17 protein-coding genes, 2 pseudogenes and 2 riboswitches are annotated in these 24,729 nt (G+C 44.0%); of the genes and pseudogenes, 17 read left to right on the top strand and 2 right to left on the bottom strand.

What is annotated here, in order from left to right; genetic code table 11:
- The first annotated feature begins 79 nt into the window (after window positions 1–79).
- The 6 genes from AC04Q6_RS07375 (at window position 80) to AC04Q6_RS07350 (ending at window position 11,367) form a co-directional block, all read left to right on the top strand.
- Window positions 80–895 carry a sugar phosphate isomerase/epimerase family protein gene (locus AC04Q6_RS07375; protein ID WP_118071503.1) on the top strand — a complete coding sequence of 272 codons (816 nt, stop codon included), beginning with the start codon at window positions 80–82 and terminating at the stop codon, window positions 893–895.
- 248 nt (window positions 896–1,143) lie between these two features.
- Window positions 1,144–5,958, top strand: coding sequence for an Ig-like domain-containing protein (locus AC04Q6_RS07370; RefSeq protein WP_118071502.1), 4,815 nt, complete (start codon window positions 1,144–1,146; stop codon window positions 5,956–5,958).
- Between the two features lie 102 nt (window positions 5,959–6,060).
- Window positions 6,061–6,246: riboswitch (cobalamin riboswitch) on the top strand.
- Window positions 6,247–6,438: 192 nt separating this feature from the next.
- Entirely contained in the window at window positions 6,439–7,278 is an 840-nt protein-coding gene (locus tag AC04Q6_RS07365; protein ID WP_118071501.1) for a leucine-rich repeat domain-containing protein, read from the top strand.
- Between the two features lie 33 nt (window positions 7,279–7,311).
- A complete protein-coding gene (locus AC04Q6_RS07360; protein ID WP_021976061.1) occupies window positions 7,312–8,076 on the top strand; it encodes a gamma-glutamyl-gamma-aminobutyrate hydrolase family protein in 765 nt (254 codons plus the stop codon).
- Window positions 8,073–8,630 (top strand): LOG family protein, encoded by a 558-nt coding sequence (locus AC04Q6_RS07355; RefSeq protein WP_021976060.1) that lies wholly within the window; start codon window positions 8,073–8,075, stop codon window positions 8,628–8,630. Before AC04Q6_RS07360 ends, AC04Q6_RS07355 begins: the two co-directional genes overlap by 4 nt.
- 223 nt (window positions 8,631–8,853) lie before the next feature.
- Window positions 8,854–11,367: a beta-mannosidase gene (locus tag AC04Q6_RS07350; RefSeq protein ID WP_118071500.1), complete on the top strand. Its 2,514-nt coding sequence runs from the start codon at window positions 8,854–8,856 to the stop codon at window positions 11,365–11,367.
- Between the two features lie 93 nt (window positions 11,368–11,460).
- Here the strand turns inward: AC04Q6_RS07350 and AC04Q6_RS07345 are convergent, their stop codons facing one another.
- Together AC04Q6_RS07345 and AC04Q6_RS07340 are read right to left on the bottom strand one after the other, a co-directional pair.
- Window positions 11,461–12,870 (bottom strand): alanine/glycine:cation symporter family protein, encoded by a 1,410-nt coding sequence (locus tag AC04Q6_RS07345; protein ID WP_178087510.1) that lies wholly within the window; start codon window positions 12,868–12,870, stop codon window positions 11,461–11,463.
- 1 nt (window position 12,871) lies between these two features.
- A riboswitch (glycine riboswitch) is annotated at window positions 12,872–12,979 on the bottom strand.
- A gap of 176 nt (window positions 12,980–13,155) precedes the next feature.
- Complete coding sequence (locus tag AC04Q6_RS07340) at window positions 13,156–14,055, bottom strand: LysR family transcriptional regulator (protein ID WP_118071498.1); 900 nt, start codon at window positions 14,053–14,055, stop codon at window positions 13,156–13,158.
- A 359-nt stretch (window positions 14,056–14,414) separates the two neighbouring features.
- On the opposite strand from AC04Q6_RS07340, the gene AC04Q6_RS07335 reads away from it, so the two are divergent.
- The 11 genes and pseudogenes from AC04Q6_RS07335 to AC04Q6_RS07285 form a co-directional block, all read left to right on the top strand.
- Complete coding sequence (locus tag AC04Q6_RS07335; protein ID WP_118071497.1) at window positions 14,415–15,680, top strand: SLC13 family permease; 1,266 nt, start codon at window positions 14,415–14,417, stop codon at window positions 15,678–15,680.
- A 220-nt stretch (window positions 15,681–15,900) separates the two neighbouring features.
- The gene (ttdA, locus tag AC04Q6_RS07330) at window positions 15,901–16,806 is read left to right on the top strand and encodes a L(+)-tartrate dehydratase subunit alpha (protein WP_021977662.1); all 906 of its coding nucleotides are present in this window, start codon (window positions 15,901–15,903) and stop codon (window positions 16,804–16,806) included.
- 20 nt (window positions 16,807–16,826) lie between these two features.
- On the top strand, window positions 16,827–17,459 hold the full coding sequence (gene ttdB / locus AC04Q6_RS07325) for a L(+)-tartrate dehydratase subunit beta (protein WP_021977663.1): 633 nt from the start codon (window positions 16,827–16,829) through the stop codon (window positions 17,457–17,459).
- Between the two features lie 342 nt (window positions 17,460–17,801).
- Window positions 17,802–18,443 (top strand): YczE/YyaS/YitT family protein, encoded by a 642-nt coding sequence (locus AC04Q6_RS07320; RefSeq protein ID WP_118071496.1) that lies wholly within the window; start codon window positions 17,802–17,804, stop codon window positions 18,441–18,443.
- A 540-nt stretch (window positions 18,444–18,983) separates the two neighbouring features.
- Complete coding sequence (locus AC04Q6_RS07315; protein ID WP_118071495.1) at window positions 18,984–20,279, top strand: aminotransferase class V-fold PLP-dependent enzyme; 1,296 nt, start codon at window positions 18,984–18,986, stop codon at window positions 20,277–20,279.
- Window positions 20,280–20,420: 141 nt separating this feature from the next.
- Window positions 20,421–21,299 (top strand): alpha/beta hydrolase, encoded by an 879-nt coding sequence (locus AC04Q6_RS07310; protein WP_118071494.1) that lies wholly within the window; start codon window positions 20,421–20,423, stop codon window positions 21,297–21,299.
- 6 nt (window positions 21,300–21,305) lie between these two features.
- Complete coding sequence (locus tag AC04Q6_RS07305; RefSeq protein ID WP_118168463.1) at window positions 21,306–21,827, top strand: cysteine hydrolase family protein; 522 nt, start codon at window positions 21,306–21,308, stop codon at window positions 21,825–21,827.
- Between the two features lie 127 nt (window positions 21,828–21,954).
- A pseudogene (locus AC04Q6_RS07300) lies at window positions 21,955–22,212 on the top strand (PTS sugar transporter subunit IIB); the annotation flags it as partial.
- Window positions 22,213–22,406: 194 nt separating this feature from the next.
- On the top strand, window positions 22,407–23,507 hold the full coding sequence (locus AC04Q6_RS07295) for a YibE/F family protein (RefSeq protein ID WP_118071492.1): 1,101 nt from the start codon (window positions 22,407–22,409) through the stop codon (window positions 23,505–23,507).
- Window positions 23,504–24,283 (top strand): YibE/F family protein, encoded by a 780-nt coding sequence (locus AC04Q6_RS07290; protein ID WP_118071491.1) that lies wholly within the window; start codon window positions 23,504–23,506, stop codon window positions 24,281–24,283. Before AC04Q6_RS07295 ends, AC04Q6_RS07290 begins: the two co-directional genes overlap by 4 nt.
- Before the next feature lie 197 nt (window positions 24,284–24,480).
- Window positions 24,481–24,729: pseudogene (locus AC04Q6_RS07285) on the top strand (TnpV protein); the annotation flags it as partial.

Here is a 24,729-nt window from a genome sequence, read left to right as displayed (position 1 = left end):
CGGCAAAAATTGTATACAGGTACAGAAATACCTGAAAGAAAGGACGGGAAGCCATAAGTGCTTACCCTGGTAAAGAATTATGATATATATCAGTCATCTTCTGCCGGATCATGAGATGAACGAGATTATCGAGCAGACAGGAGTGGGAATCGAAAGTATTGAATTTTCGATAGCAGACAATCTGGATCATCTGAATGATTCCATTGGCAGCTACCGGGAACGGTTGAAATTTATGGACTGTCGGGGACTGACCCTGCATGGACCGTTTATGAATATCGATCCCGCGGCTTTTGACAGCGAAGTGCGTAAAATTACGATGATGCGTTTTCACCAGACTTATACAGCAGGTATGGAACTTGGGGCAAAAAAGATCATCTATCATACCTGCATGAACCCTTATGTCCACTATCTTCAGGGCTGGCCTGAGAGAGTTGCGGAGTTTTTCGGAGAATTTCTGGAAAAGCATAAAGAGCTGGAAGTTGTGATGGAGAATGTGTTTGACCCGCAGATCGATCCGGTTCTGGATGTTTATAAACTTCTTGGGGAAAAATATCCGAATTTCCATCTCTGTTTTGACATGGGGCACGCCCACTGTTATTCGAAGATCCCGGTTCTGGAATGGACAGAGAAGCTGGCGCCTTATGTGACCCATGTCCATGTTCACGACAACAATGGTGACCGGGATTCCCATGCTGCCCTGGGGGCCGGAAATATCCCTTATGAAAGGGTACTGGGACTGCTTCCGGAAACCAGGGAGCGGACGTGGACCATTGAGTGTTGCAGCAAAAAGGATGTTCTGCAGTCAATTCGTGTGCTTCATAACATCAGCAGGACACGGAAAGAAAATCTACAGCGATCCCGGGAATTATTTGACATAAAATTTCCAAACTGTTAGAATAACAGAAGAAACAACTGCATATTTCAGATGAGGTGAACTGCCACAGACAGTTCTTAAAGGAGGATTCCAGCGTGAGGTCTGAATCGCATCTCTGCCACGTCATTTACATTATTTTTTCGCAGAGGGGATAAGAGTATCTGAGATATTCAGCTAAAATTAAATACAACTAACCGATAGAAAATCAGTTCTCTCATTTCAGTGAGGGAACTTTTTTAGTGCGGAAATAAAAGGAAAGGAAAAAAAGAATGAAAAAAACAAAAAAAGGCTATGGAAAAAAGGCGCTTAGTGTGTCTTTGTCAATGGCGCTGATGCTGGGAGGAACTGCACCGGTACAGGCCGCAGATCTGTTTTCGGATCAGACCGCAGAAGAAAGTGCTTCCATGGAGCTTTATCCGGAAGAAAACACTGCAGAAGAAAGTAATACCGCAGATTTTGCGGCAGATGAAACTGAGAATGGGGCAGAAGATTTTTCAGCAGGACAGGAAGATCAGGCGGATGAATTTTCGGCAGGAGATGAAGACAGCTCTAAGGCTGCTGTGGCAGAAGTACAGTCTGCTTCCCATGTGATAAGTACAGCAGCAGATCTTCCGACAGGAGGAATCGCGGAAGGCGAAACTTATGAACTTGCGGCAGATATCATTCTGACTTCCGGTCAGCAGATCAGCTCCATTGCAGGTACGCTGGATGGAAAAGGCCATGTGATCACTCTTGCGGATAAGCCGCTTGCAGATAAAGTTTCCGGAACGATCCAGAATCTTGGAGTTGCAGGAAGCAGCACACTGACGCTTTCAGACGGACAGGGCAGTGTGGCAAATACAGTAACAGGAACGATCCAGAATTGTTATTCTACAGTATCCTCCAATGCGGCAAGTGATTATATGGATACCATCGGAGGTTTTGTGGGAAATCTTCAGGGAACAGTAACCAACTGTTACTTTGCAGGAAATACAGATATGTTTGGTGGAGGAATCGCTGCTACAAATGGAGGTTCCTATAAGATCAGCCATACACTCTGGGCATCCGGTATGTCTGCGGTTGGTATGGGAAGAACCGATAATATTTCTGATGACAGCAAAACCAAAATGACTGCAGATCAGATCAAAGCCAGTGTGGATATCCTGAATACAGAGATCCCGTCTACAGGTTTCAGATGGGCACTTCCTTCTGATGGAAGCAACAACGGACTTCCGGTACTGACAGAAGGTTCCGGGACTCCGGCAGAAGTAAACTGGGACAGCCTGAAAGCTGCCATTGAATCTACAGAGAAACTTACAGAGTCTGACTACACAGAGACCAGCTGGAAAGCTGTTTCCGAGGCTCTTGCTGAGGCCAGGGAAATGCTGGATGCAGGTACAGCTTCCCAGTCAGAAGTAAACGCAGCTGCAAAGAAACTCAGCGATGCAGTGAACGCACTGAAGAAACAGAAACCGGAAGCACCGGTAAAAATCCCGGAAGGTGTAACCGTTACACATATTACTTCTGCAGACCAGATCGAAAATATCTGGAGCGGTACAGAAGGTCAGTATTATGTGCTGGATAACGATATCACTCTTACAGGTGATTATATGAACTTCTGTGAATTTAATGGTGTGTTTGACGGCCAGGGTCATACTGTTACGCTGAAAGATTCCCAGGGACTTTTTACCAGAGTGGGAGAGAGCGGTGTTGTACAGAATACCGCATTTAAAGGAACGATCGGAAATGTATGGGAAAATACAGGTGCACTTGGCGGAAGCATCAAAGGTGCGGTACTGAACTGTTCTGTGGAAATTTCCGGAAGTTATGCCTGCGGTTTCGCGAAGAAATTATCAGGCGGAGTTATCGCAAACAGTATTTCTTTTGGCGAGAGCCCGAAAGGCGCGTTGTTTGCACAGTATGAAACTGCGGATGATCCAGGACTTGTAAAGAACTGTTACTGGACAGATACCCTGTCCATGCCGTCTGTACCGGAGGGAGTTCTGGTAAATTCCACATCCAGGGATGAGACAGAAATGAAGACGCTGGATCTGGTTGATGTCCTGAATAACGGACGTGGAGACAATGGTACAAAATGGGGACAGAGCAGTGAAGGATTCCCGTACTTTGGAGAAAACCAGTCCTATAAACCGGACACTGAAGTGTGGCCGGAACTTCCAGCAGAAAATCAGTATCAGGTAGAATTTTCTGCTTATAATGGAAGTGCAAAAGAAACCCTGACAGATTCCCGTCTGCAGGTATCTCCGGATTCTGTCAATGCATTTAAAGTTGCAGGCAGATTAAGCCTTAAGGATTATCAGGCACCGGAGGGTAGTCATCTGGAGTGGAACTGTACAGAGATGAAGCCGTCCGGAGCAATGGCAATGGACCTTTCTTCCGGAGATCTGTATGTATACAGAAACGGAAAAACACTTATCACAGCAACACAGATAAACAGTGACGGTTCCAGTAAAGTTGTTGCGTATGTTTCTGTGATCGCCACAACAAAGAAGATCGAAGCAGTCAGACTTCTTATTGACGGACAGGATATAACAAACGGAAGCTTTACGGTAGCAGGTTCCGAGACTAAGAAGATCCAGGTTCAGGGAAAATATACAGGGGAAGATGATTTCAGCGATATGGCTTTTTCAAGTTTCCTGTATAAAGCCGCTGACGGATCTGTGATCAGTAATGATGAAAGTTACAGTTCATTCTTCTTCCTGAAACCGGGAACTTCCTCTATCACCGTAAGCTCCAAGGCACAGCCGGATATCTCTGCAAAAGTAGATCTGACATCTACATATGTGCCGATCGAATCCATTGTACCGGGAATGTCCGGACAGCAGGTGATCCATGGAAGAAATGCAAACAGTGACGGTCAGGAAGAGGACGGCAGAGTTGCATTTAACCCGATTCCGGGAAGTGCCGTAGTAACTCCGACCAATGCAAGTTATGCATCTGACTGGACCATTACAAGCAGTGATGATACGATCGGATATTACAGCAACGGTTCCAAAGTATTTGTTCCGAAACAGTCCGGAAAAGTAACTTACACAGCAGAAATTAAAGATACAGATCCGGAAACAGGAAAGACACGTACCATTACCGGAACTTCTGAGGTTGAGTTTGTATATAAGAATCCACTGACTTCAGTCACTTCTCCTGTAACAGAGGTAACCGTAAGATCAGGAGAAAGTCAGGATATCGATCTGAGCTTTACCGGAGAGATTTCTGACCAGGGATACAACGTGACAGATCCATCCATGAAATGGACTTTTGACAAAAAAGGTGTTGTAGTCATTACAAAGAAAACAAGTGGCTACTGGAAACGTCAGGATGGAGCACCAGATACAAACAACTACTTTATCGGAACCGATTACAGGATCACGGGAATCGGCGAGGGAACGGTGATCGCTACCGGTACACCGGTTGACCAGACCAATTCTCCGGAACCTGTAAAGATCAGGCTCACAGTAACAAAAGGTGACGGACAGGATACAGACAACAAAAAACTTGCGTCTGAAGACGTTGAGAAAGCAGTTTCTTATCTTACAGACCTTCATCAGGAAAAAGGATATCAGTATGGAGATGAGTGGGTGGTATATGCTCTTCTCCGCAGCGGACAGACCATTGACCAGGATAAACTGGACGCATATTACGAGTCTGTATGTGCGACTGTAAAAGGCTGGAGTGCAGACCAGAAACCTACAGATATTGAGCGAGTGTCTCTTGCATTAACAGCTATGGGAAAAGACATCACAAATGTTGACGGTGTAAACCTTGCAGCGATGATCTACAATTCTGAAAAACTGAAAAATGGTTCCAATGAACTGATCTATGCATTGATCGCTCTGGATGCCGCAGATATCCAGATCCCGGGAAATGCGAAATGGAACCGTGCTTCCATCATCAGGGCACTTGGAGAATTCCAGAATCCGACAACCGGTGGAATCGGACTTACCGATGCAAAAGGAGGAAGCTCTGATATTACAGCCATGGCGCTTCAGGCCCTTGCTGTCTACAGAAACCATAATACAGCCGCAAAAAATATTTCAGACAAAGCACTCACTTACCTGGCAAATGCCATGGGAGATGATTTCGGATATGGTACCTGTGAAAGTACAGCCCAGGTTCTTCTGGCACTGACTTCTATGGGAATTGATCCGTTAAGCGATGATTTTGGTACTGTAAATATGAATATGATCACAAATCTGACTGGTTATATTCAGAGCGACAATGGTTTTTCACATTCCATGTCAATTTCAAAATCCAGCGAAATGTCTACAGTACAGGCACTTCAGGCACTGGATTCTTACAGACGTTTTGTAAATAAGGAGACAACATACTGGGATCTGAAAAACAAAGGAGAACATGCAAAACACAGCTGGGATGCAGGAACAGTAACAAAGAAATCCACCTGTAAGACAAAAGGAACAAAATCTTATACCTGTACCTGGTGCGGAGAGAAAAAGACCGAATCAACAGCTCTTGCAGCACATAAGTGGAGTTCCTGGAAGACAACGAAATCTGCAACTGTTTTTGCACCGAAACAGATCACAAGAACCTGTTCTGTATGTGCCAAAAAAGAAACAAAGAATTCAGGAAGCAAACTGAAACCAACGATCAAACTGAACGCATATGGAATTCGTCTGAATCCGGGAAAATCTACTAGCAAAGTGAAAGTCAGTGGTCTTGCAAAAGGAGATTCCGTGAAGTCCTGGAAATCCAGCAATACTGCAATTGTAAAAGTAGATAAAAAAGGTGTGATCACCGCACAGAAAAAGACAGGTACTGCTTATATCACAGTAACTCTGGCAAGCAAAAAAACGGCGAAACTGAAAGTCGTTGTACAAAAAGGAACAGTAAGAACTGCGGCCATAACCGGACTGCAGTCCAGAATAACCATCAGTAAAGGAAAGACAACGACCTTAAAGCCGATACGCAGACCAATAACATCTGCTGAAAAACTTACATACAGTTCCTCCAATAAGGCTGTTGCCACAGTAAGTTCCAAAGGTGTGGTCAGAGGTGTGAAAAAAGGAACTGCGGTAATTACAGTAAGATCCGGAAAAGTTTCTTACAAATGCCGTGTAACTGTAAAATAAATACTGATCATTATGAAATAACCCCGCCTATAACTCTGATTCACGGGATTGTCACAGAAAAAGAAGTGTGTTATAATTTCTGAACAGTTAAATATGGAGAAAAAACAATTACCGGTTTTAAGTTCTCTGCCACATCGGCAGGGCCAAGAGGGAACAGGGTGAGAATCCCAGGCAGTCGTGCTACTGTATTTGTTTAGATCTTTCTGTAACCATTGTACGGATCTGTATGAGAAGGGGAGGGATCGTGATTACATAAGCCAGGATACCTGCTTAAAGCTGCTACCAGTTATTACACGCAATGATAAATGGAGGGGGAGATTGTTTGGTTTTGTGTACCTATTTTTCGGGACACAGAAAGAAACATTTCCTGAATTCAGAGATATTGCGGTAGCAGATGGTATTGTTGAAAACATGATCATTATATACGGATGCGATATCTTTCAGGGTATTGCATCCGTTTTTTTGTTGAGAGGTTAAAAAATGCAGAAAACACTGGTGTGGCGTTCGCAGAAAGAAAGAGAAAAAACATTTGTAAGAGGATGTGCAGAGAAACACGGAGAGAGAATTCTTGTTATCGGACAGCCTTACAGCCGAATCGGAGACGAGGCACTGAAGAATAATATCCGGATCAGAGAAGTGAGCCTGGAAAACTGCGTCAGAGAGATTGGCAGAGAAAGTTTCGCCGGATGTACAAGGCTTCGAACAGTAAGATCAGAGAAAATAAAAGTTATAAAAAACAGAGCTTTTTCCGGTTGTGTAAACCTGAGAAGTTTTGAAATCCCGGCTACAACAGAATATATTGGAAAAGGGGTTTTGTACGGGTGTAAAAGACTGCAGAAGACAGTTTTTGAAGAGAATAAGAAAATCATCCGAATTCCGGCAGAAGCTTTTATGGAGTGCCAGGAACTTTCCGGAGTAGTGCTTCCGGAAATGATCACTGAGATTGGGCGAAGGGCATTTTATAAATGTGGGAATCTGACAGAGATAAAAATTCCTCAGTCTGTGGAGCGGATTGAAAGAGAGGCGTTTTATCAGACCGGACTGCAGAAGCTGGAACTTCCTCAAAAGCTGAAATTTATTGGAGAGAGCGCTTTTCTGAAGTGCAGAAATCTGGAATATGTCCGGGTTCCGGAATATGTGGAAACTGTGGAAAAATGGGCGTTTCACGGGTGCAGTATGTTGAAAACAGTGGAATTTTCCGGGGATCCAGAAGTGCTGGGAGAATGGATCATAAATAAAGGAACAAAGATCCTGTGCAGAAAAAATACCAGAGTCGATGACTATTGTAGGAAGTATGGATTTGCGGTAGAATATCTGTAAAAGCGACCATTTTTTGGTGGAAAGAGGAGAAGGATGAGGGAAAGAAAACCTGTGATCGGCGTTACCTGTAATTTTGACTACAGGGATGCTGTTGGAATGGTTTCGGGCATGGGGATCACCGGGCAGGACTGGGACTTTGTCAGCGGTGATTATGTGTATATCCTGGAGAAAGCCGGTGCGATTCCTGTGCTGATCCCGCAGTATGGAGATCTGGAGGCGGCGAAACCGTTCCTGGAACAGCTGGACGGAGTGCTGATCTCCGGCGGACATGATGTAGGGCCGGAGCGGTACGGGGCGTTTCCAAAAGGGTACTGCGGAACGATCATGCCCATGCGGGATGAGCAGGATATTGCGATTTCCAGATATTTTATGATGGAAAAGAAAAAGCCGATCCTCGGGATCTGCCGTGGCATTCAGATCATGAATGTGGCCTGCGGCGGAACCCTGTATCAGGATCTGGAAAAAGAAGGGGGGTTTGAACATCATTTCGGGGATAAGTACCCGAGAAATGTGGCGTGGCATAAAGTGAGCATTGCCAAAGACAGTATATTGGAAAAGACTTATGGGAACCGGGAGATCCGGGTGAATTCTTTTCATCATCAGGCGATAAAAGATGCCGGGGAGAATGTGAGGATCACAGCCTGGTCCGAGGACCGGGTGCCGGAAGCTATGGAACTTGAGGATCATCCATTTGCGGTGGCTGTGCAGTGGCATCCGGAGATGATGTATGATTCTTCGGAGCAGATGAAACTTTTACAGGCATTTGTGAAGGCAGCAGAGAAGGGGACAGAAGCATGAATATTTGTATATATGGAGCATCCAGCGCAGAACTGAAAAAGATTTATTATGAGAAAACAGAGGAATTGGGACGGCTGATAGGAAAACGTGGCCATGGCCTTGTTTTTGGCGGTGGAAAAGAAGGACTGATGGGTGCGGCGGCCCGTGGCGTTGACAGAGAGAAAGGTTATATCCTGGGGATCGCACCGCGATTTTTTGACAAGCCGGGAGTCCTGTATGAGCATTGTACAGAGTTTATTTTTACGGAAAATATGCGTGAGAGGAAGCACCTTTTGGAAAGCCGTTCCGATGCGACCATCGTGGTACCTGGTGGAATTGGTACGTATGAGGAGTTTTTTGAGATCCTGACACTGAAAAGTCTGGGACGGATCGACAGGCCGATCGTTCTTTATAATATCAACGGATATTATGACAGCATGAGGGCCCTTCTGGAGTATACGGCAGGGGAGAAATTCATGGCAAGAGATGTTGTGGATATGTGCCGGTTCATGAAAGATCCGGAGGAGATCCTGGATTATATTGAGAATTACCGGAATTATGGGGGAAAGTTATAAAAAGGGTTGTAAGGATAATAAAAATAAAGTCCGGGTTATAGGACAGATTGCAAAAATACAACAGTCCCAAATATAGGACTGTAAAAACGAATGTGTTACAGAATAATATAAGAAAGTCTGTAGTAATTCCGGGAAGTTATATTCTGAACAGTCAGGTTTGATATAGTAATTGATGGAAATGCCATAGTCTGCAAGGGGATTTTTACAGGAGAAGGTATATTTTATGAGGAAGATTATGTTAAATGGCCGGTGGGAGCTGGCGGAAGCGGGGAAAGATACATTATGTGCAGTGCAGGTTCCGGGATCTGTACTTTCCGGACTTTACGGGGCCGGAAAGATTGAAGATCCTTTTTACCGCACCAATGAAGATGCCACGAGGGAACTGTTCTGGAAGGATTATGAATTTTGCAGAACGTTTGCGGTTACGGAGGATGTCCTTAATGAGAAGAAAGTGATCCTGGTATGCGAGGGATTGGACACACTTGCGGATATTTATATCAATGGAAAAAAAGCCGGATCTACAGATAATATGCACCGTACCTGGAAACTGGATGTGAAAGGATTTCTTCATTCCGGTGAGAACCAGATCCGGATCGTATTTCGGTCGGTGTTTAAGTATATCGAAGATTATGAGTATGAAGAGAATAAAGAGATCCATTATGTTCCCTGCGGCGGAATGAAAGGAAACCAGCTGATCCGTAAGGCACACTGCATGTTTGGATGGGACTGGGGCCCCCAGACGATTGATGCCGGAATCTTCCGTGATATTTATCTGGAAGCGTACAGTCATCCGAGGATTGAGGATGTGAAGATCACACAAAGGCATGGGGATAATGCTGTGGATGTGTGTACAACTGTAGCTGTGAGCGGCGATGCTGTGGATAAGTGTCAGGTGAGAGTGAGTATCCGGAAGGATATGACGAGTGTCCGTGGAAATGGACATGCGGTTCAGGAGACTGGAGACTTAGAGATATATGCAGATGGAGCTGTACTGTTGAACAGTAATTCTGTAACTCTGACGGGAAGAATCCACAACCCGAAACTCTGGTGGCCAAACGGCTACGGCGATCAGCCGTTATATAAAGTTAAGGTGGAACTTCTGGATGAGGATGGCGAAGTTCTGGAAACTATAACGAAGCGCATTGGTCTCCGTACTCTTACCATCAGCCAGGAAAAAGATCTCTGGGGAAAAGAGTTCGCGTTCTGTGTCAATGGCGTGAAGATTTTTGCCATGGGCGGAAATTATATTCCGGAGGACTGTATTTATTCCAGGATCACGCCGGAGCTTCAGGAGTACCTTCTGGAATCCTGTAAACGTGCCAATTTTAACTGCGTCCGTGTGTGGGGTGGCGGTTATTATCCTTCGGATCATTTCTATGATCTCTGTGACGAGATGGGGTTGATCGTATGGCAGGATCTGATGTTTGCTTGTAATGTTTATGATCTTACAGAAGAATTTGAAGAGAATATCACGAAGGAAATTACAGAAAATGTAAAACGTCTCCGTCATCATGCATCTCTGGGACTGTGGTGCGGAAATAACGAGATGGAATCTGCCTGGGATCACTGGCCGGAGGTGCAGAGTGAGTCGAAATATCTTCGTGCGGACTACATAAAAATGTTTGAGCATGTGGTGCCAAAAGCAGTGAAAGCGGCAGACAGCGAGACCTTTTTCTGGCAGTCTTCTCCGAGTTCCGGGGGTTGTTTTGATGAGCCGGATGATGAGAACCGGGGGGACTGTCACTACTGGGATGTATGGCATGGCCAGAAGCCTTTTACGGATTATCAGAAGCATTATTTCCGGTTCTGTTCGGAATTTGGTTTCCAGTCCTTCCCGTGTCTGAAAACAGTAGAGAGCTTTACGGAAGAAAAAGACCGGAATATTTTTTCCAGGGTGATGGAGAAACACCAGAAGAATCCGGCAGCCAACGGAAAGATCCTGTATTACCTTTCGGAGAATTTCCGTTATCCGGAGAATTTCCGCAAGCTTCTCTATGTGAGCCAGATCCTTCAGGGAATGGCCATGAAGTATGGCGTAGATCACTGGAGACGTCACAGAGGCCGCTGTATGGGAACTCTTTACTGGCAGATCAATGATAACTGGCCGGTGGCGTCCTGGGCAAGTATCGACTATTTTGGTCGCTGGAAGGCACTTCATTATATGGCAAAAAAATTCTATGGGCCACAGGCGGTGAGTATGTGTCTGGAAGAGGATACCATGCAGGTTTATCTGGAAAATGAAAGTTTGGATGAAATACCGCATCAGGTGGATTTTTATGTGAAAGATATGGAGTGTAACATTCTGGATAAGATCACGGCAAAAGGATCTGTGGGACAGCAGGAATCCGGGCAGATCCTGGCAGTGGATATTTCCCGGTGGGAGGAACGGAAGTATGAGATCTTTCTTGAGGCGGAGGTTACCCTGAAGGATGGAAGGATACTTCAGGATGTGGAGACGCTGGTTCCCTATAAGTATCTGGAACTGGATCAGCCGGAAATTACAGCAGAGGTGGAAGAGCAGGAAGATGCCTTTGTGATCCATCTGAAGAGCAGCTGCTTCAGCCCATTTACAGCTATTGGATTTACAGACGCGGATATGATCCTGGAGGATAATTTTTTCCATATGACAGGTGAGAAGGGAAAAGATATCCGGGTGGAGAAAAGGGATATCCGAAATGGGGAAATCAGGAATGCGGAAGAGATGACCAGACAGATGGAGATCCTGACACTGGCGTGATTCTGGTATAGAAAAAGCAGAAAAATAAAAGACGCGAAGTCTTACATGAAAAATGTAAGATCTCGCGTCTTTTTTATATATGACATTATGGGTTTACTCGTAGTTTTTATGTCTTTTGAAGAAATCTTTTGTTTCTTTTACAACCACACCGCTCAGGGCAAGAAGAGCGATCAGGTTCGGGAATGCCATCAGGGCATTGAAGATATCTGCGATGTTCCATACAGCTGCTACAGTCATATATGGTCCGATGAATACGCAGATGATGTACAGCCAGCGGTATGTTGTAACTGCGGCTTTGTTTCTGTTGAACAGGTATTCCAGACATCTTTCACCGTAGTAATCCCATCCGAGGATTGTTGTGAATGCAAAGAATACCAGGCACAGCATCAGTGAGAAAGATGCTACAACCGGTGGGAAAGGAAGTCCTTTCTGGAAAGCGGCTGTTGTGATGGCAACACCTTCAAGACCTGTGTTCCATGTCTCTGTGATGACGATGGAAAGACCTGTCATGGTACAGATTACGATAGTGTCGATAAATGTACCTGTCATGGATACAAGACCCTGACGTACCGGCTCTTTTGTCTGAGCTGCAGCAGCTGCGATCGGGGCACTACCAAGACCGGACTCATTGGAGAAGATACCGCGGGCGATACCTTTCTGCATAGCTACGACCATGGTTCCCATTGCGCCACCTGCAAGTGCGCTTCCTGTGAAAGCAGATTTTACGATAGTTACGATCGCTGCAGGAACTGCTGTGATGTTTGTGATCACGATGATCAGTGCCAGTGCAACATAGAGAACTGCCATAAACGGTACAACGACCTGGGATACCTTTGCGATTCTCCGGATTCCGCCGAGAACGACAAGTCCTACGCATACGGTAAGTACCAGACATGCAACTACAGTTGCCCAGGAATATGTATTTCCGAAAAGTGCTACTGTGTGTGCTTTATCCGGATCAAAGAAGTTGGTGACTGCAGATGCGATACCGTTTACCTGTGTAAATGTTCCGATACCGAAAAGTCCAACGCCTGCTCCGAAAAATGCGAAGATCTTTGCAAGCCATCTCCACTGTTTTCCCATACCGTTTTCGATGTAGTAGAATGGTCCACCGAGAACGTGGCCTTCTTTGTCAATGGTACGGTACTTGATTGCCAGAAGTCCTTCTGCGTATTTGGTTGCCATTCCGAAAAATGCGGCTACGATCATCCAGAAAAGTGCTCCAGGTCCGCCGGCTGCGATAGCAGTTGCAACACCTACGATATTTCCAGTTCCGATGGTTGCTGAAAGCGCAGTACACAAAGCTCCAAAGCTTGTGACCTCACCATCACCGCCTTCTTCATTTTTAACCATGAATTTCAGTGCTTTTCCGAGATGCCTTACCTGTAAAAGGCCTAACCGAGCGGTTAACAGAATTCCTGTGAACAGGATCAGAATGATCAGCGGAAGTCCCCAAACGACTCCGTCAAACCATGTGATAAAGTTGTTGATTTGTGTAAACATTACTCTTTCCTCCATCCTTTTGCCTGAGAGATTTACAGCATTTTGTGTGCTGCGTACACCTTCGGCGCTCTTCCCTTTTGATTTGAAGAGACTCTCCTGAGTTTTTTTATTTTTGAATGATGCCAGGACCTTTTTGTGTACGGTAGTGGCGGTCATTCGTTTTGTGTAGAAATACACTGTAACACAGAGTATCACAAGAATTGACGGATTTCAATGGGGTTTATTAAAAAAATTCCATTTATTAGTAAAATTAATCGACATATAATCTGTTTTTTTGACAGGACTTTACTTTTCTATCAGTGGATGCTCTTTATAGTACATGCGGGTGAAATGAAGGAATGTCAACATATCACCACTGATGTATTTGCCTTTTTTCCATACCATGCCGATCTTTACCCGGATGGGTGGTTCAAGGGGAATACCGGTAATACCGGAACCGGAAAATTTATCTGTCATGCTGGTATAAAGAAAGCATCCGTATTTCCCGGTTTTTACAAACTGCAGGGTGGTGTAGATCTGGCTGCTCCGCATAACAACATTTGGTTTGTAGCCGTCCATCTCAAAACGCATCTTCAAAAGCTGATTCTGGACAGAGTCCGGGTTAAAAAATATCAGCTGTTCTTTTGACATTTCTTTTATGGTAACCGTTTCTTTTTCTGCCAGTTTGTGGTCATTGCTTACACAGAAAACAATCTGGTCGTCAGCCAGGACTGTGTTGTGGAATTTATCAATATTATATTGTTCCATGTTGACCAGAGCGACGTCCAGGGTATCATCCTGGATCAGATTGCAGGCGCGGACAGAGCCGTATTCCTCCAGGACAACAGCAATCTCCGGGTGCTTTTCGTGAAAAGCAGTAAGAAGCTCCGGAAAAAATACGGTACTTAACATTGGCGGGATGCCGATGCGAAGAGGGGGTTTAACTCTGGACATGCTGGAGTAGTCAGCCTGGAGTTCATTACAGTACTGAAGGATATAGGTAGCTTTTTCATAGAAGGATTCTCCCTCCTGAGTCAGGATCAGCTGATTTCCCTTCCTGGAAAAAAGGCTGATCCCGAATTCAATCTCCAGATCACGGATAGCCATGGAAATAGTAGGCTGGGTTACATATAATTCTTCGGCTGCTTTTGTAATGCTGTGGCAGCGGCTGGCGGTGCAGAAGTAACGTAGTTGGTTCAGTGTCATGATATGCCTTCTCTCAGTGTATTATCAGATGAAATTCTTAACAGATTTTGCTGCTTTTTATCGAAATAAATGGGGGACAGAACATACTCTTTGGAGCTGACTGTCATTATAAAGATACCATGGACATGTGAAAAATTCCATATTCATTTAAAAATGAGAGGAGTTTATAGCAATAGCGCATAAAAATTATCATTAAAAATTGAGAGTATAAATTTTTTTTATGCGGATATGTGTTTCACTAATTTGTTTTTTTATATGTACACGAGTTATAATAAAGCCATCAAAAGAAACGTGTACGGCCTATACTTTTCAGAAGAAAACAATATGAAATCACAACATAGTGAAAGGAGAGTACAGAAATGTCTCAGACAACTATCACATTGCTGTTTCTTGTGTTCACCATCATCAGTTTCATCCTTGAAAAAATTCCTCTGGGACTGACGGCTTCGATCTGTGCCATTGGCCTGACCCTTACAGGAGTTGTGGATGCGACAACAACGTTTTCACAGTATGTAAACAGTAACGTAATCCTTTGCGTTGGCATGTTTGTAGTAGGCCAGGCATTGTTTGAAACAGGAATGGCAAACAAGATCGGAGGCCTGGTCACAAAATTTGCCAGAACAGAAAAAACACTGATCATTGCGATCATGGTAATCGTAGGTGTAATGTCCGGGTTCTTATCCAACACAGGTACCGCAGCAGTGCTGATCCCGGTCGTCTGTGGAATCGCCGATGAGTCCGGGTATTCCAGAAGCCGTCTTCTGATGCCATTGGTATTTGCGGCAGCTCTTGGCGGAAACCTTTCCATTATCGGTGCGCCGGGAAACCTGATGGGTGTCAATGCTCTGCAGGAGATGGGGCTTTCCACAAGCTTCTTTATGTATGCGCCGGTTGGAGTTCCGATGCTTGTTCTTGGAATCCTCTATTTTGTTTTTATCGGATATCGTTTCCTTCCCAATGGAAACCATGCGGCCGGGGAAGCGCTTGAAGATCAGCAGGATTTCAGCCATGTACCGAAGTGGAAACAGACGGTTTCTCTGGTAATTCTGATCCTTGTGATCCTTGCAATGATCTTTGAAAAAGAGATCGGTATCAGCATTGAGGTTTCTGCATGTATCGGAGCCATCGTCCTGGTTTTGACAGGAGTTATTTCCGAAAAAGAAGCACTGAAATCTATTGACCTGAAAGTTGTATTCCTTTTCGGCGGTTCTCTGACACTTGCAAAAGCGCTGGATACAACCGGAGCCGGAGAGCTGATCGCAGATAAGATCGTAGGACTTCTTGGAGCAGATCCGAGTCCGATCCTTCTTCTTCTGGTGATCTTTATTGTAACCTGTGTACTGACAAATTTTATGTCAAATACAGCAACCACAGCACTGATGATCCCGATCGCGGTATCTCTTGCGAACAACCTGGGAGCAGATCCGAGAGCTGTTGTTATCGCAACGGTTATCGCAGGTTCCTGTGCATATGCAACACCGATCGGTATGCCGGCAAACACCATGGTAGTTGGTCTTGGAGGATACAAATTCAAAGACTACGTAAAATCCGGTCTGCCGCTGATCCTGGTATCTTTTGTGATCTGTATGATCCTGTTACCGATCCTGTTCCCGTTTTATCCGTAAGGAGAGAAACTTTTGAGTTACTGTTCACTTTGTGACCAGCAACATTTTTGATCAATTAAGTTCATTCCCTTCTGTACTGACCATACAGTACAGGAGAAGTGATAAATAAGCCAAAAAGCTATCTTAACCATTAATCAGCCAAAATTAATGATGAAACAACCAACAAAAACCTATGTAACTAAAAAACATTAAACCATCGAACCATATCAGGAGGTAAATCATGACTAAGGAAAATGGAGTTAAAGTATTAACAGACATGGTAGCAGATTTTGTTGCCCATATTGGAAAAAAATTACCGGATGACGTAGTTAAGAAACTGGAAGAGCTTGGTTCTCAGGAAACAGCTGCACTTCCAAAAGTTCTCTATGAGACAATGACAAAGAACCAGGGTCTTGCTGTAGAGCTGAACCGCCCAAGCTGTCAGGATACAGGTGTTCTTCAGTTCTGGCTGAAATGCGGAACAAATTTCCCGTATATCAATGAGCTGGAAGCACTTCTGAAAGATGCTGTTGTTCAGGCTACTTTTGCAGCACCGTTAAGACATAATTCCGTTGAGACTTTTGATGAGTACAATACAAAGAAAAACGTTGGTAAAGGAACTCCGACTGTATGGTGGGATATTGTTCCGAACAGCGATAAATGTGAGATCTACGCATACATGGCAGGCGGCGGATGTACTCTTCCTGGAAAAGCAATGGTTCTGATGCCAGGCGCAGGATATGAGGGTGTTACAGATTTTGTTCTGGATCAGATGACAACTTATGGACTGAATGCGTGTCCTCCGCTTCTTGTTGGTGTAGGTGTAGGTACATCTGTGGAGACAGCTGCCCTGAACTCCAAGAAAGCGCTGATGCGTCCGATCGGTTCCCACAATGACAACGCAAACGCAGCAAAAATGGAGAAGCTTCTTGAGGACGGTATCAATGCGATCGGCCTTGGACCGCAGGGTATGGGCGGAAAGTATTCTGTAATGGGTGTTAACATTGAGAATACCGCGCGTCATCCATCTACCATCGGTGTTGCAGTAAACGTTGGATGCTGGTCTCACCGTCGTGGACATCTGGTTGTAAATCCGGATCTTACAGTAACCTGTGATACTCATTCCACATGGAAATTTAATGCTTAATATAAACGGAGGGAAAAATCATGATCGAAATCAGAGGAGATAAAAAAGTTCTTATTACACCTATAAGCGCAGAAGACCTGGCTGATATCAAAATCGGCGATATTGTATGGCTGGACGGAGATCTGATGACCTGCCGTGACGTTGCTCACCGTCGTCTGGTTGAGTATGGAAGAGAGCTTCCGTATGATATCCGCAACAAAGCGATTTTCCATGCCGGCCCGATCGTTCGTAAGATCGAAGGTACAGAGGATGATTACGAGATGGTTTCTGTAGGACCGACAACTTCCATGCGTATGGAGAAGTTCGAGTATGAGTTTACAAAACTGACTGGTGTCAGAGTGATCGTTGGTAAAGGTGGTATGGGCCCGAATACTGAGCGTGCCTGCAAAGAGTTCGGTGCGATCCACTGTGTTTTCCCGGCTGGATGTGCAGTTGTGGCTGCTACAGAGGTTGAGAAGATCGTCGAGCATCACTGGGATGAGCTTGGTATGCCTGAGACTTTATGGTGCAATAAGGTTAAGGAGTTTGGTCCGCTGATTGTATCTATCGATGCACAGGGACGTAACCTGTTTGAGGAGAACAAGGTTGTATTTAATGAGCGTAAAGAGGCTGCCAAGCAGGCAATTTATCCTGAGGTTAAGTTTATTAAATAATATTGATATTGGAAAAATTTTTCGGGATATCTGAAATGACGAAGCTCTGCCATGAGAGATTCAGGATTGACTGGTGATTGTGAGATTGAATTAACAGCGTGATATGAAAAAGAGAGATGTCCGGCGGATCATATAATGTGGTCTGCCGGATGTCTTTTTTTGTTGCTTTTTGTTGTTTCTTGGGGTTTTTGTGTTTTACAGGGGTGAGGTGGTGTGATAGAATATAAGAGCTGTTGCGGGGTAGTTATTAAGGGATTATCTGGTATAGAATTCTGTGCAGTGCAGGCGGATCTTGGATATCTGCCGGATAAATTTTTTTAGAGAGAATGAGGTAGAGGGTTTATGGGGGAGTTTTTGAAGAACATTAACTGGAAGCATGTTCTGATCATGTGTATCGGAAATGTTTTTGCAGGTATGGGGATTGGAATTTTCAAGCTGGCCGGGCTTGGAACAGATCCGTTCAGTGGTATGAATATGGCGGTTGCAGATACGCTTGGTATGGCTTATGGTAACTTTCAGCTGATTGTAAATATCGTGTTATTGATCATTGAGATTGCTTTTGGCAGAAGATTCCTGGGAATTGGAACTGTTGTGAATGCGGTGTGCCTGGCTTATATTACTACGTTCTTTTATAATATTTATACGGGAGTGTTTGGACTGGAGCTTACAGCTTTGCCGATTCGACTGGTGGCACTGTGCGTTGGTGTTGTGATTTGTTGTCTGGGCTTGTCTATGTATCAGATGCCGGATGAGGGAGTTGCACCTTATGATAGCCTTTCCCTGATCATGACAGAGAGATGGCCGAAGATTCCTTATTTCTGGCACAGAATGTCCAATGATGTGCTCTGTGCGCTGATCTGCTATCTGACAGGTGGTGTGATTGGAATTGGTACGCTGGTGACGGCTTTTGGGCTGGGACCTGTGATTCATTTCTTTAACCGGCATTTTACCGGGAAGCTGCTTGCCTGGGTTGATGGTGAGTGAGTTTGTAGTTGTATGGTTTGAGCTGAACTGGCTGCGGGATGTGGCTGGTTCGGCTTTTTTTGGTGAAAAGGGACGCCCGTGAGGCGTGTGCTGCCTGCAGCCGGGGCTTCGTCGGGGGCTGGCTTCTAGGCTGCCGGGAATCTGCTAAAAGCGTTTTACAAAAGTCCGAACTCGCGTCTTGCAGTCGCTCAGACAGCGGACTTTTGTAAAACAACGCAGATTTCCGCCAGCCAAGAATCAGCTCCCCTCCTGCAGAGTCCGGCGACAGGCAGCACACGCCTCACGGGCTGGCTTTTCAGGGCGGTAGGGTAGTGTGGCTGCTCGGGAGTTGGATGAGCTATCAGCGCTATGCTGTGTTAAAATATAAACAATGTTAATATAATACAGTTACATTATTCATTTTATAACTATTTGTAAATGTGTTATGCTATCTTCTGATGAGAGATATATAATGAACACAGTCGTATGAAATGAGAGTGTTCATGAATAGCTGGCTGTCCGGGTTGCCGGGGCTTATGTGATGAAGGAGAGGATATTATTATGGAATTTAATCATGGCGTTTTGTTTTCAGATACATATCAGAAGAAGCTGAAGTCTCAGTTTTATTATGCAGATAAGGATCCACAGTATGGCGCGAGACTTTTCTTTGAGAACTCCGGTGGTTCTCTGCGGCTTAAGAAGGCGGTTGAGGCCAAGGCTGCTATCGAGGAATTTCCGGATTGTCCGGAGCGTGCTCGTGGCAGGGGCTTTGATCTGGCGGATTATGTGAAGAATGGTACGCAGGAGATCCTTGAGGTTATTTTTGGTGCAAAGAGTGGTGCGCTTATCACTGAGCTGACTGCTTCCCAGACTATGTTCCATGCAGTTGGCACGATCATGGAAGGTGTTGACTGGGGTAAGAATGCGGTTACTTCTGCTCTGGAGCATCCGTCTGCGCATGATGCGGTTGAGTATTACTGCAAGAAGACCGGCAGGGAGTTCCGTGAGGTTCCGGCTAATAAGGTGACTGGTGGTCTTGATCCGGATGAGATCATGAAGTATGTGGATAAGGATACTGTTCTTCTCAGTATTATGGCTGCTTCCAATATTTCCGGTAATATCATGGATATCAAGGAGATCGCACGTCGTGCAAAAGAGATCAACCCGGATATTTATGTTGTCAGTGATGCAGTTCAGCATGCTCCTCATGCAGTGATCGATGTTGAGGACTGGGATGTGGATGTGTGCAACTTTGCACCATATAAGTTCTTTGGTGTTCGTGGCTGCGGTTATGCTTATGTTTCTGACCGTGTTGCTGTAATGCCACATATCAAACTGACATGCAAGGATGATAATGTATGGGCTCTTGGTACACCGGCTCCGGCGAACTTTGCGGCTATGATGGCGGTTATTGATTATGTTTGCAGTATCGGTAAGCATTTCCTGGGCGATTTTGCACAGAAATATAATAAGCGTGAACTTTTTGTTGAGGGTATGAATCACATTCATCTTCAGGAGAGAGCGCTTCTGTACCGTATGCTGGAAGGTACCGATAAGGTTCCGGGTCTTCGTCATATTCCGGGTGTTCAGGTTTATGTGGATATGGAGGATCTTACTTATAAGGATCTGATCGTTGCCATGGGTATTGAGGGTATTGAATTTGCAGAGTGTGCAAGAAGATATCTTGAGCATGGTGTTACGCTGTTCGAGCGTGTAAAGAGCAGTCCGTATTCCAAACGTATCGTTGAGACTCTTGGTCTTGAAGGTGCACTTCGTGTTTCTCCGCTGCACTGCCATGGAACAGACGATATCGATAAATTCCTGAAGATCACAAAGGATATCGCTGAAGGTAAATAATCCCTACGGCTACAATTAAATAAAAAATGAAAATGTCCTGCAATCAAGAATGTGCGCAAAAGAAAATCAGAAGCTGCCAGACTTGAGAACAGGGCTTTTTTTTGTGGTATACTTAAGAAAAAAATGAAAGAGGTGTCGAAAATGGAAAAAATGAGCAGCATAATAAGGCGGGAATTCAAAAAAGGCGATGATATCCGCGATGCAGGTCTGACAGCTCCGGATGATGTGATCCGATATAAAGATATTGCTTATGGAAAAGATTCAGCCATGCAGGTGCTGGATGTATATCGTCCGAAGGATACAGAGGGAAATCTGCCGGTGATCGTCAGCGTACATGGTGGCGGCTGGGTATATGGTGATAAAGAGCTGTATCAGTATTATTGTATGAGTATTGCGCAGAGAGGTTTTGCAGTGGTTAATTTCACTTACCGGCTGGCACCGGAGTATCAGTTTCCGGCACCTATGGAAGATACGAACAGTGTTTTTGCATGGATTCTTGATAATAAAGATAAATATGGCATGGACGTGGCGAATCTTTTTGCAGTGGGCGATTCTGCCGGTGGACAGATTCTTTCACTGTATGCAGATATCTGTACGAATGCAGAGTATGCAAAAGAATATGATTTCCAGGTACCGGAAGGACTGAAGATAAAGGCTGTGGCATTAAACTGCGGTCAGTATAACATGGAAGACACAAGTGATATGACCAGGCAGCTTATGGAGGAATATCTTCCGGGAAAAGGAACTCCGGAAGAATTAAAAAGGATATCTTCTGATCTGTACATAACAGATCAATTCCCGCCTGCATATGTTATGACTGCAGAAGGTGATTTCTTACGCAAACAGGCACCATATATGTATGGGAAACTGAAAGAGAAAAATGTATTCTGTGAGCTTCATGAATACAGCAGTCCGAAGGAGAAGCTGATGCATGTTTTCCATCTCAATATGAGATCTGAGGATGCAAAGAGATGCAATGATGATGAGTGTGAGTTTTTCAGGAAATTTATTGGGAGGTGACAGGAAATGAAAAAAATTCTTATCGTAGTAGATATGCAGAATGATTTTATCGACGGTGCCCTCGGCACAAAGGAAGCGGTTGCGATCGTACCGAAGGTAGAAGAGAAGATCCGCAATTTTGACGGAGAGGTATTTTTCACAAGGGATACTCATGAGACATATTATCTGGAAACACAGGAGGGGAAAAACCTTCCGGTTAAGCATTGTATCCGTGATACCGAAGGCTGGCAGATCCGAAAAGAGTTGGATGCACTGAGAAAAACAGAGCCGATCGACAAAGAGACTTTCGGTTCAACAGATCTGGTGGGCGAACTGGTTACACTTAATGAAGACCAGGGAATCGGAAGCATTACTCTTGTGGGACTTTGCACAGACATCTGTGTAATCTCCAATGCTCTTCTGATCAAGGCATCCCTTCCGGAAGTGCCGATCTGTGTTGATGCCACATGCTGCGCTGGCGTAACACCGGAGAGTCATGAGAATGCACTGAAAGCCATGGAGGCGTGCCAGATCAGGATTATCAGATAAAAATATATCTGACGAAAATTAAATATTTTTTTCAATAAATAAAACTATCCTGAACAAATTGCAAAGTTGAGAAGCTTTGTACCTGACAGGATAGTTTTATTTGCGTTAAGAGGCTGCGAAAAACATATTACTTGCAAATGATGATTATACTGCTATTGCCGCAAAAATCCTTGAAGGCTGTGGCGGAAAAGAGAACATCACAAGCATTGATAACTGCATCACAAGACTGAGACTTGAGGTTAAGGATATTACAGCTGTAAATGATAAGGTGATCAAATCTGCAGGTGTTGCAGGCGTGATCAAACCTGGAAAAACTTCTGTACAGGTTATCATCGGAACCAAGGTTCAGTTTGTTGCAGATGCATTTTCTGAGCTTTGTAAATAATGGCTTTTTTGGAGTCAGGTATTTGCTAAAATAATTATGGGGCAGCAGCAGAATTGTGAAAACGGTTCTGCTGCTGTTTTTTTGTATACCTTATATTGACCGATACTTTCAAAAAGCGTACAATGTTACTTCGATAAAAAGCAATAGGTCAGTGCATTTACGATTGCAATATTTCTACAGGGGGAATGAAGTTAATGAAATCCTGCGTATTTCACAAAAAATATCTTTTAGCCGGTATATATATTATTTTTGTTCTGTTTACCTGCTGTAATTCCCGATTTTATCATACACCGCTGGCAAAAATATGTTCCGTAACAGAAAAACAGACTCTGAGCAGAGAAGGAACCAGGGGCTCAAAAGAATATTACTATACTCAGAATATTACGGCACGGATATTAAACGGTTCGCATAAAGGGGAAAAAATAACGGCCTCTAATGAATATACATCTTCTCAGGTTCAGACCAAGAAATATCATAAAGGAGACACCGTTCTTTTAAGCGGTTCAAAGGAAAGCCCCGGAAAAACGATACGCTCTGTAAAAAGGGATGGGTATCTGGCCTTATTGGCAGGAGGATTATTTTTTCTTCTGATCTGCATTACAGGAAAGCAGGGATTTTACACGATAATATCACTGATACTGAATACGGTCATATTTGCGTATGGATTTCAGGCTTTTACAGAGGGGAAAAATATTTTAAATATCTGTAATGTCATCGCAGTTCTTTTTTCACTGACTACATTGATCTGCTTAAATGGAATTCACAGAAAAACATTTTCCTCAGTTCTTTCGACACTGTGTGTTCTGTTTCTGATCATGGCATTGTTTGAATTTTCTATTTATATGTACGGAGATCTGGATTATTCCAATCTGGAATATCTTGGAAGTACAGGCAATTCAGCAGATATATTCTGGGCAGATATTATGCTGACAGGACTTGGTGCAATTATGGATGTGACGGTGACGATCAGCGCAGCAGTAGGAGAGATCGTGCGGAAAAATCCATCGGTTTCTCTGAGAAGACTGATACATTCCGGTCGTGAGATCGGATATGATATTATGGGAACCATGATAAATGTACTGCTGTTTGTTCTGGCAAGCGGCATGATTCCCATGTTCATACTTAAGATGAATAATGATATAAGCTTTGTAACGATCGTGAGATACCACATTCCATATGATATCTGTCGTTTTCTGATAGAAAGTATTGGAATTGTACTGGCAATACCGGTATCTGTTTTTATTGCTTCAGTGATTATGAAAATACCATCACGGAAAAGGGGTGTCAGAGAATGATCATTTTTCTTGCATTGATTTTAATTTTTCTGGTGATCTTGATTGGCGGAGAGCGTGGAGCCATGTCAATTATGACATTGGCGGGGAATATTGTAATTTTGTTTTTTTCAATTATGCTGATGTCTGCCGGTTTTCCTGTACTGCTCCTGATATTGGTGGCAGGTGCAGGTGTCTGTTATATTTCTCTGTTTTATCAGAACGGAAATAATCCAAAGACGCGGGCGGCTTTTCTGGCTACACTGCTGGTAATGTTACTTTTGTTTATTCCTATTTATATTATTACATGGAGATCAGGAAGTTACGGGTTAAATGAGCTGCAGATTTCGGAAGACGATTTTATGTATTATTACAGTACGGACCTTCATATTAACATGCTTCATGTAGGAATATTTGTAACTGTTTTCAGTACTCTTGGGGCTGTTATCGATACAGCATTATCTGTAACATCTTCTGTATATGAAGTCTGGACTCATAAAAACGGTCTGACAGCGAAAGAACTTACAGCTTCCGGCTATCAGGTTGGGAAAGAAATTATCGGTACAACGGTAAATACGCTGCTGTTTGCTTATCTTGGAGGAACTATTTTATTGTTTTCATACATTCAGACACAGCAATATACCCTGGAGATCATTCTTAATTCCCAGTTCCTATTCCAGGATGTTGCAGTCATGCTATCTGGTGCGGTAGCCTGCCTTATTACCGTCCCGGTATCGATCAGATGTATTATTCGACAGATTCACCGTACTGATTCGGAAGAAAAATCTGAAGTTATATAATAGCGTTAAAAAACAGTCAGACCTGTGGAGAAGAATGTGAAGGGAAAATGTGAAGAGGTTGAATGAAAAAGTAACTGCCACCATGTACGGAAAATGTGAAATTAGCGCTCACCTCTTGACAATGGAAGTCGATTTTTGTCCTGTCTTGTGTATCCTAGAAGTGCCTGCTTTACAGGCTTTCCAGGGCATAGGTCATTTTGTCTGGTATTGTAAAGCAGTGCCAGATTTGTCGTAAATGTCGTAAATTTGTGGTCAAAATTCCGAATCTCACTTATAAATCCGGTGAGCAGATGGAGCAACTTGGCAAATATGGATTCTTACGCAGAGATTATCTGAAGAACCATCGAAATTCAACCTATCAGGTGATGCTTTTACAGGATACAATTGGAAAGCACCTTCTGGAAGTAGACAAGGCAGCCAGAGAACGGGAAGAAGTGATCCTGAAA

The organism is Blautia sp. HA9023, assembly GCF_056504095.1.
The sequence above is the reverse complement of the archived record's forward strand: the minus strand, read 5'-3'. Positions and strand labels throughout refer to the sequence as shown.

What these genes read in the sequence shown, in the direction of transcription:
- AC04Q6_RS07375 (WP_118071503.1), top strand. Translation starts at nt 80, where the DNA reads ATGATATATATCAGTCATCTTCTGCCGGATCATGAGATGAACGAGATT.
- AC04Q6_RS07370 (WP_118071502.1), top strand. Translation starts at nt 1,144, where the DNA reads ATGAAAAAAACAAAAAAAGGCTATGGAAAAAAGGCGCTTAGTGTGTCT.
- AC04Q6_RS07365 (WP_118071501.1), top strand. Translation starts at nt 6,439, where the DNA reads ATGCAGAAAACACTGGTGTGGCGTTCGCAGAAAGAAAGAGAAAAAACA.
- AC04Q6_RS07360 (WP_021976061.1), top strand. Translation starts at nt 7,312, where the DNA reads ATGAGGGAAAGAAAACCTGTGATCGGCGTTACCTGTAATTTTGACTAC.
- AC04Q6_RS07355 (WP_021976060.1), top strand. Translation starts at nt 8,073, where the DNA reads ATGAATATTTGTATATATGGAGCATCCAGCGCAGAACTGAAAAAGATT.
- AC04Q6_RS07350 (WP_118071500.1), top strand. Translation starts at nt 8,854, where the DNA reads ATGAGGAAGATTATGTTAAATGGCCGGTGGGAGCTGGCGGAAGCGGGG.
- AC04Q6_RS07345 (WP_178087510.1), bottom strand. Translation starts at nt 12,870, where the DNA reads ATGTTTACACAAATCAACAACTTTATCACATGGTTTGACGGAGTCGTT.
- AC04Q6_RS07340 (WP_118071498.1), bottom strand. Translation starts at nt 14,055, where the DNA reads ATGACACTGAACCAACTACGTTACTTCTGCACCGCCAGCCGCTGCCAC.
- AC04Q6_RS07335 (WP_118071497.1), top strand. Translation starts at nt 14,415, where the DNA reads ATGTCTCAGACAACTATCACATTGCTGTTTCTTGTGTTCACCATCATC.
- ttdA (WP_021977662.1), top strand. Translation starts at nt 15,901, where the DNA reads ATGACTAAGGAAAATGGAGTTAAAGTATTAACAGACATGGTAGCAGAT.
- ttdB (WP_021977663.1), top strand. Translation starts at nt 16,827, where the DNA reads ATGATCGAAATCAGAGGAGATAAAAAAGTTCTTATTACACCTATAAGC.
- AC04Q6_RS07320 (WP_118071496.1), top strand. Translation starts at nt 17,802, where the DNA reads ATGGGGGAGTTTTTGAAGAACATTAACTGGAAGCATGTTCTGATCATG.
- AC04Q6_RS07315 (WP_118071495.1), top strand. Translation starts at nt 18,984, where the DNA reads ATGGAATTTAATCATGGCGTTTTGTTTTCAGATACATATCAGAAGAAG.
- AC04Q6_RS07310 (WP_118071494.1), top strand. Translation starts at nt 20,421, where the DNA reads ATGGAAAAAATGAGCAGCATAATAAGGCGGGAATTCAAAAAAGGCGAT.
- AC04Q6_RS07305 (WP_118168463.1), top strand. Translation starts at nt 21,306, where the DNA reads ATGAAAAAAATTCTTATCGTAGTAGATATGCAGAATGATTTTATCGAC.
- AC04Q6_RS07295 (WP_118071492.1), top strand. Translation starts at nt 22,407, where the DNA reads ATGAAATCCTGCGTATTTCACAAAAAATATCTTTTAGCCGGTATATAT.
- AC04Q6_RS07290 (WP_118071491.1), top strand. Translation starts at nt 23,504, where the DNA reads ATGATCATTTTTCTTGCATTGATTTTAATTTTTCTGGTGATCTTGATT.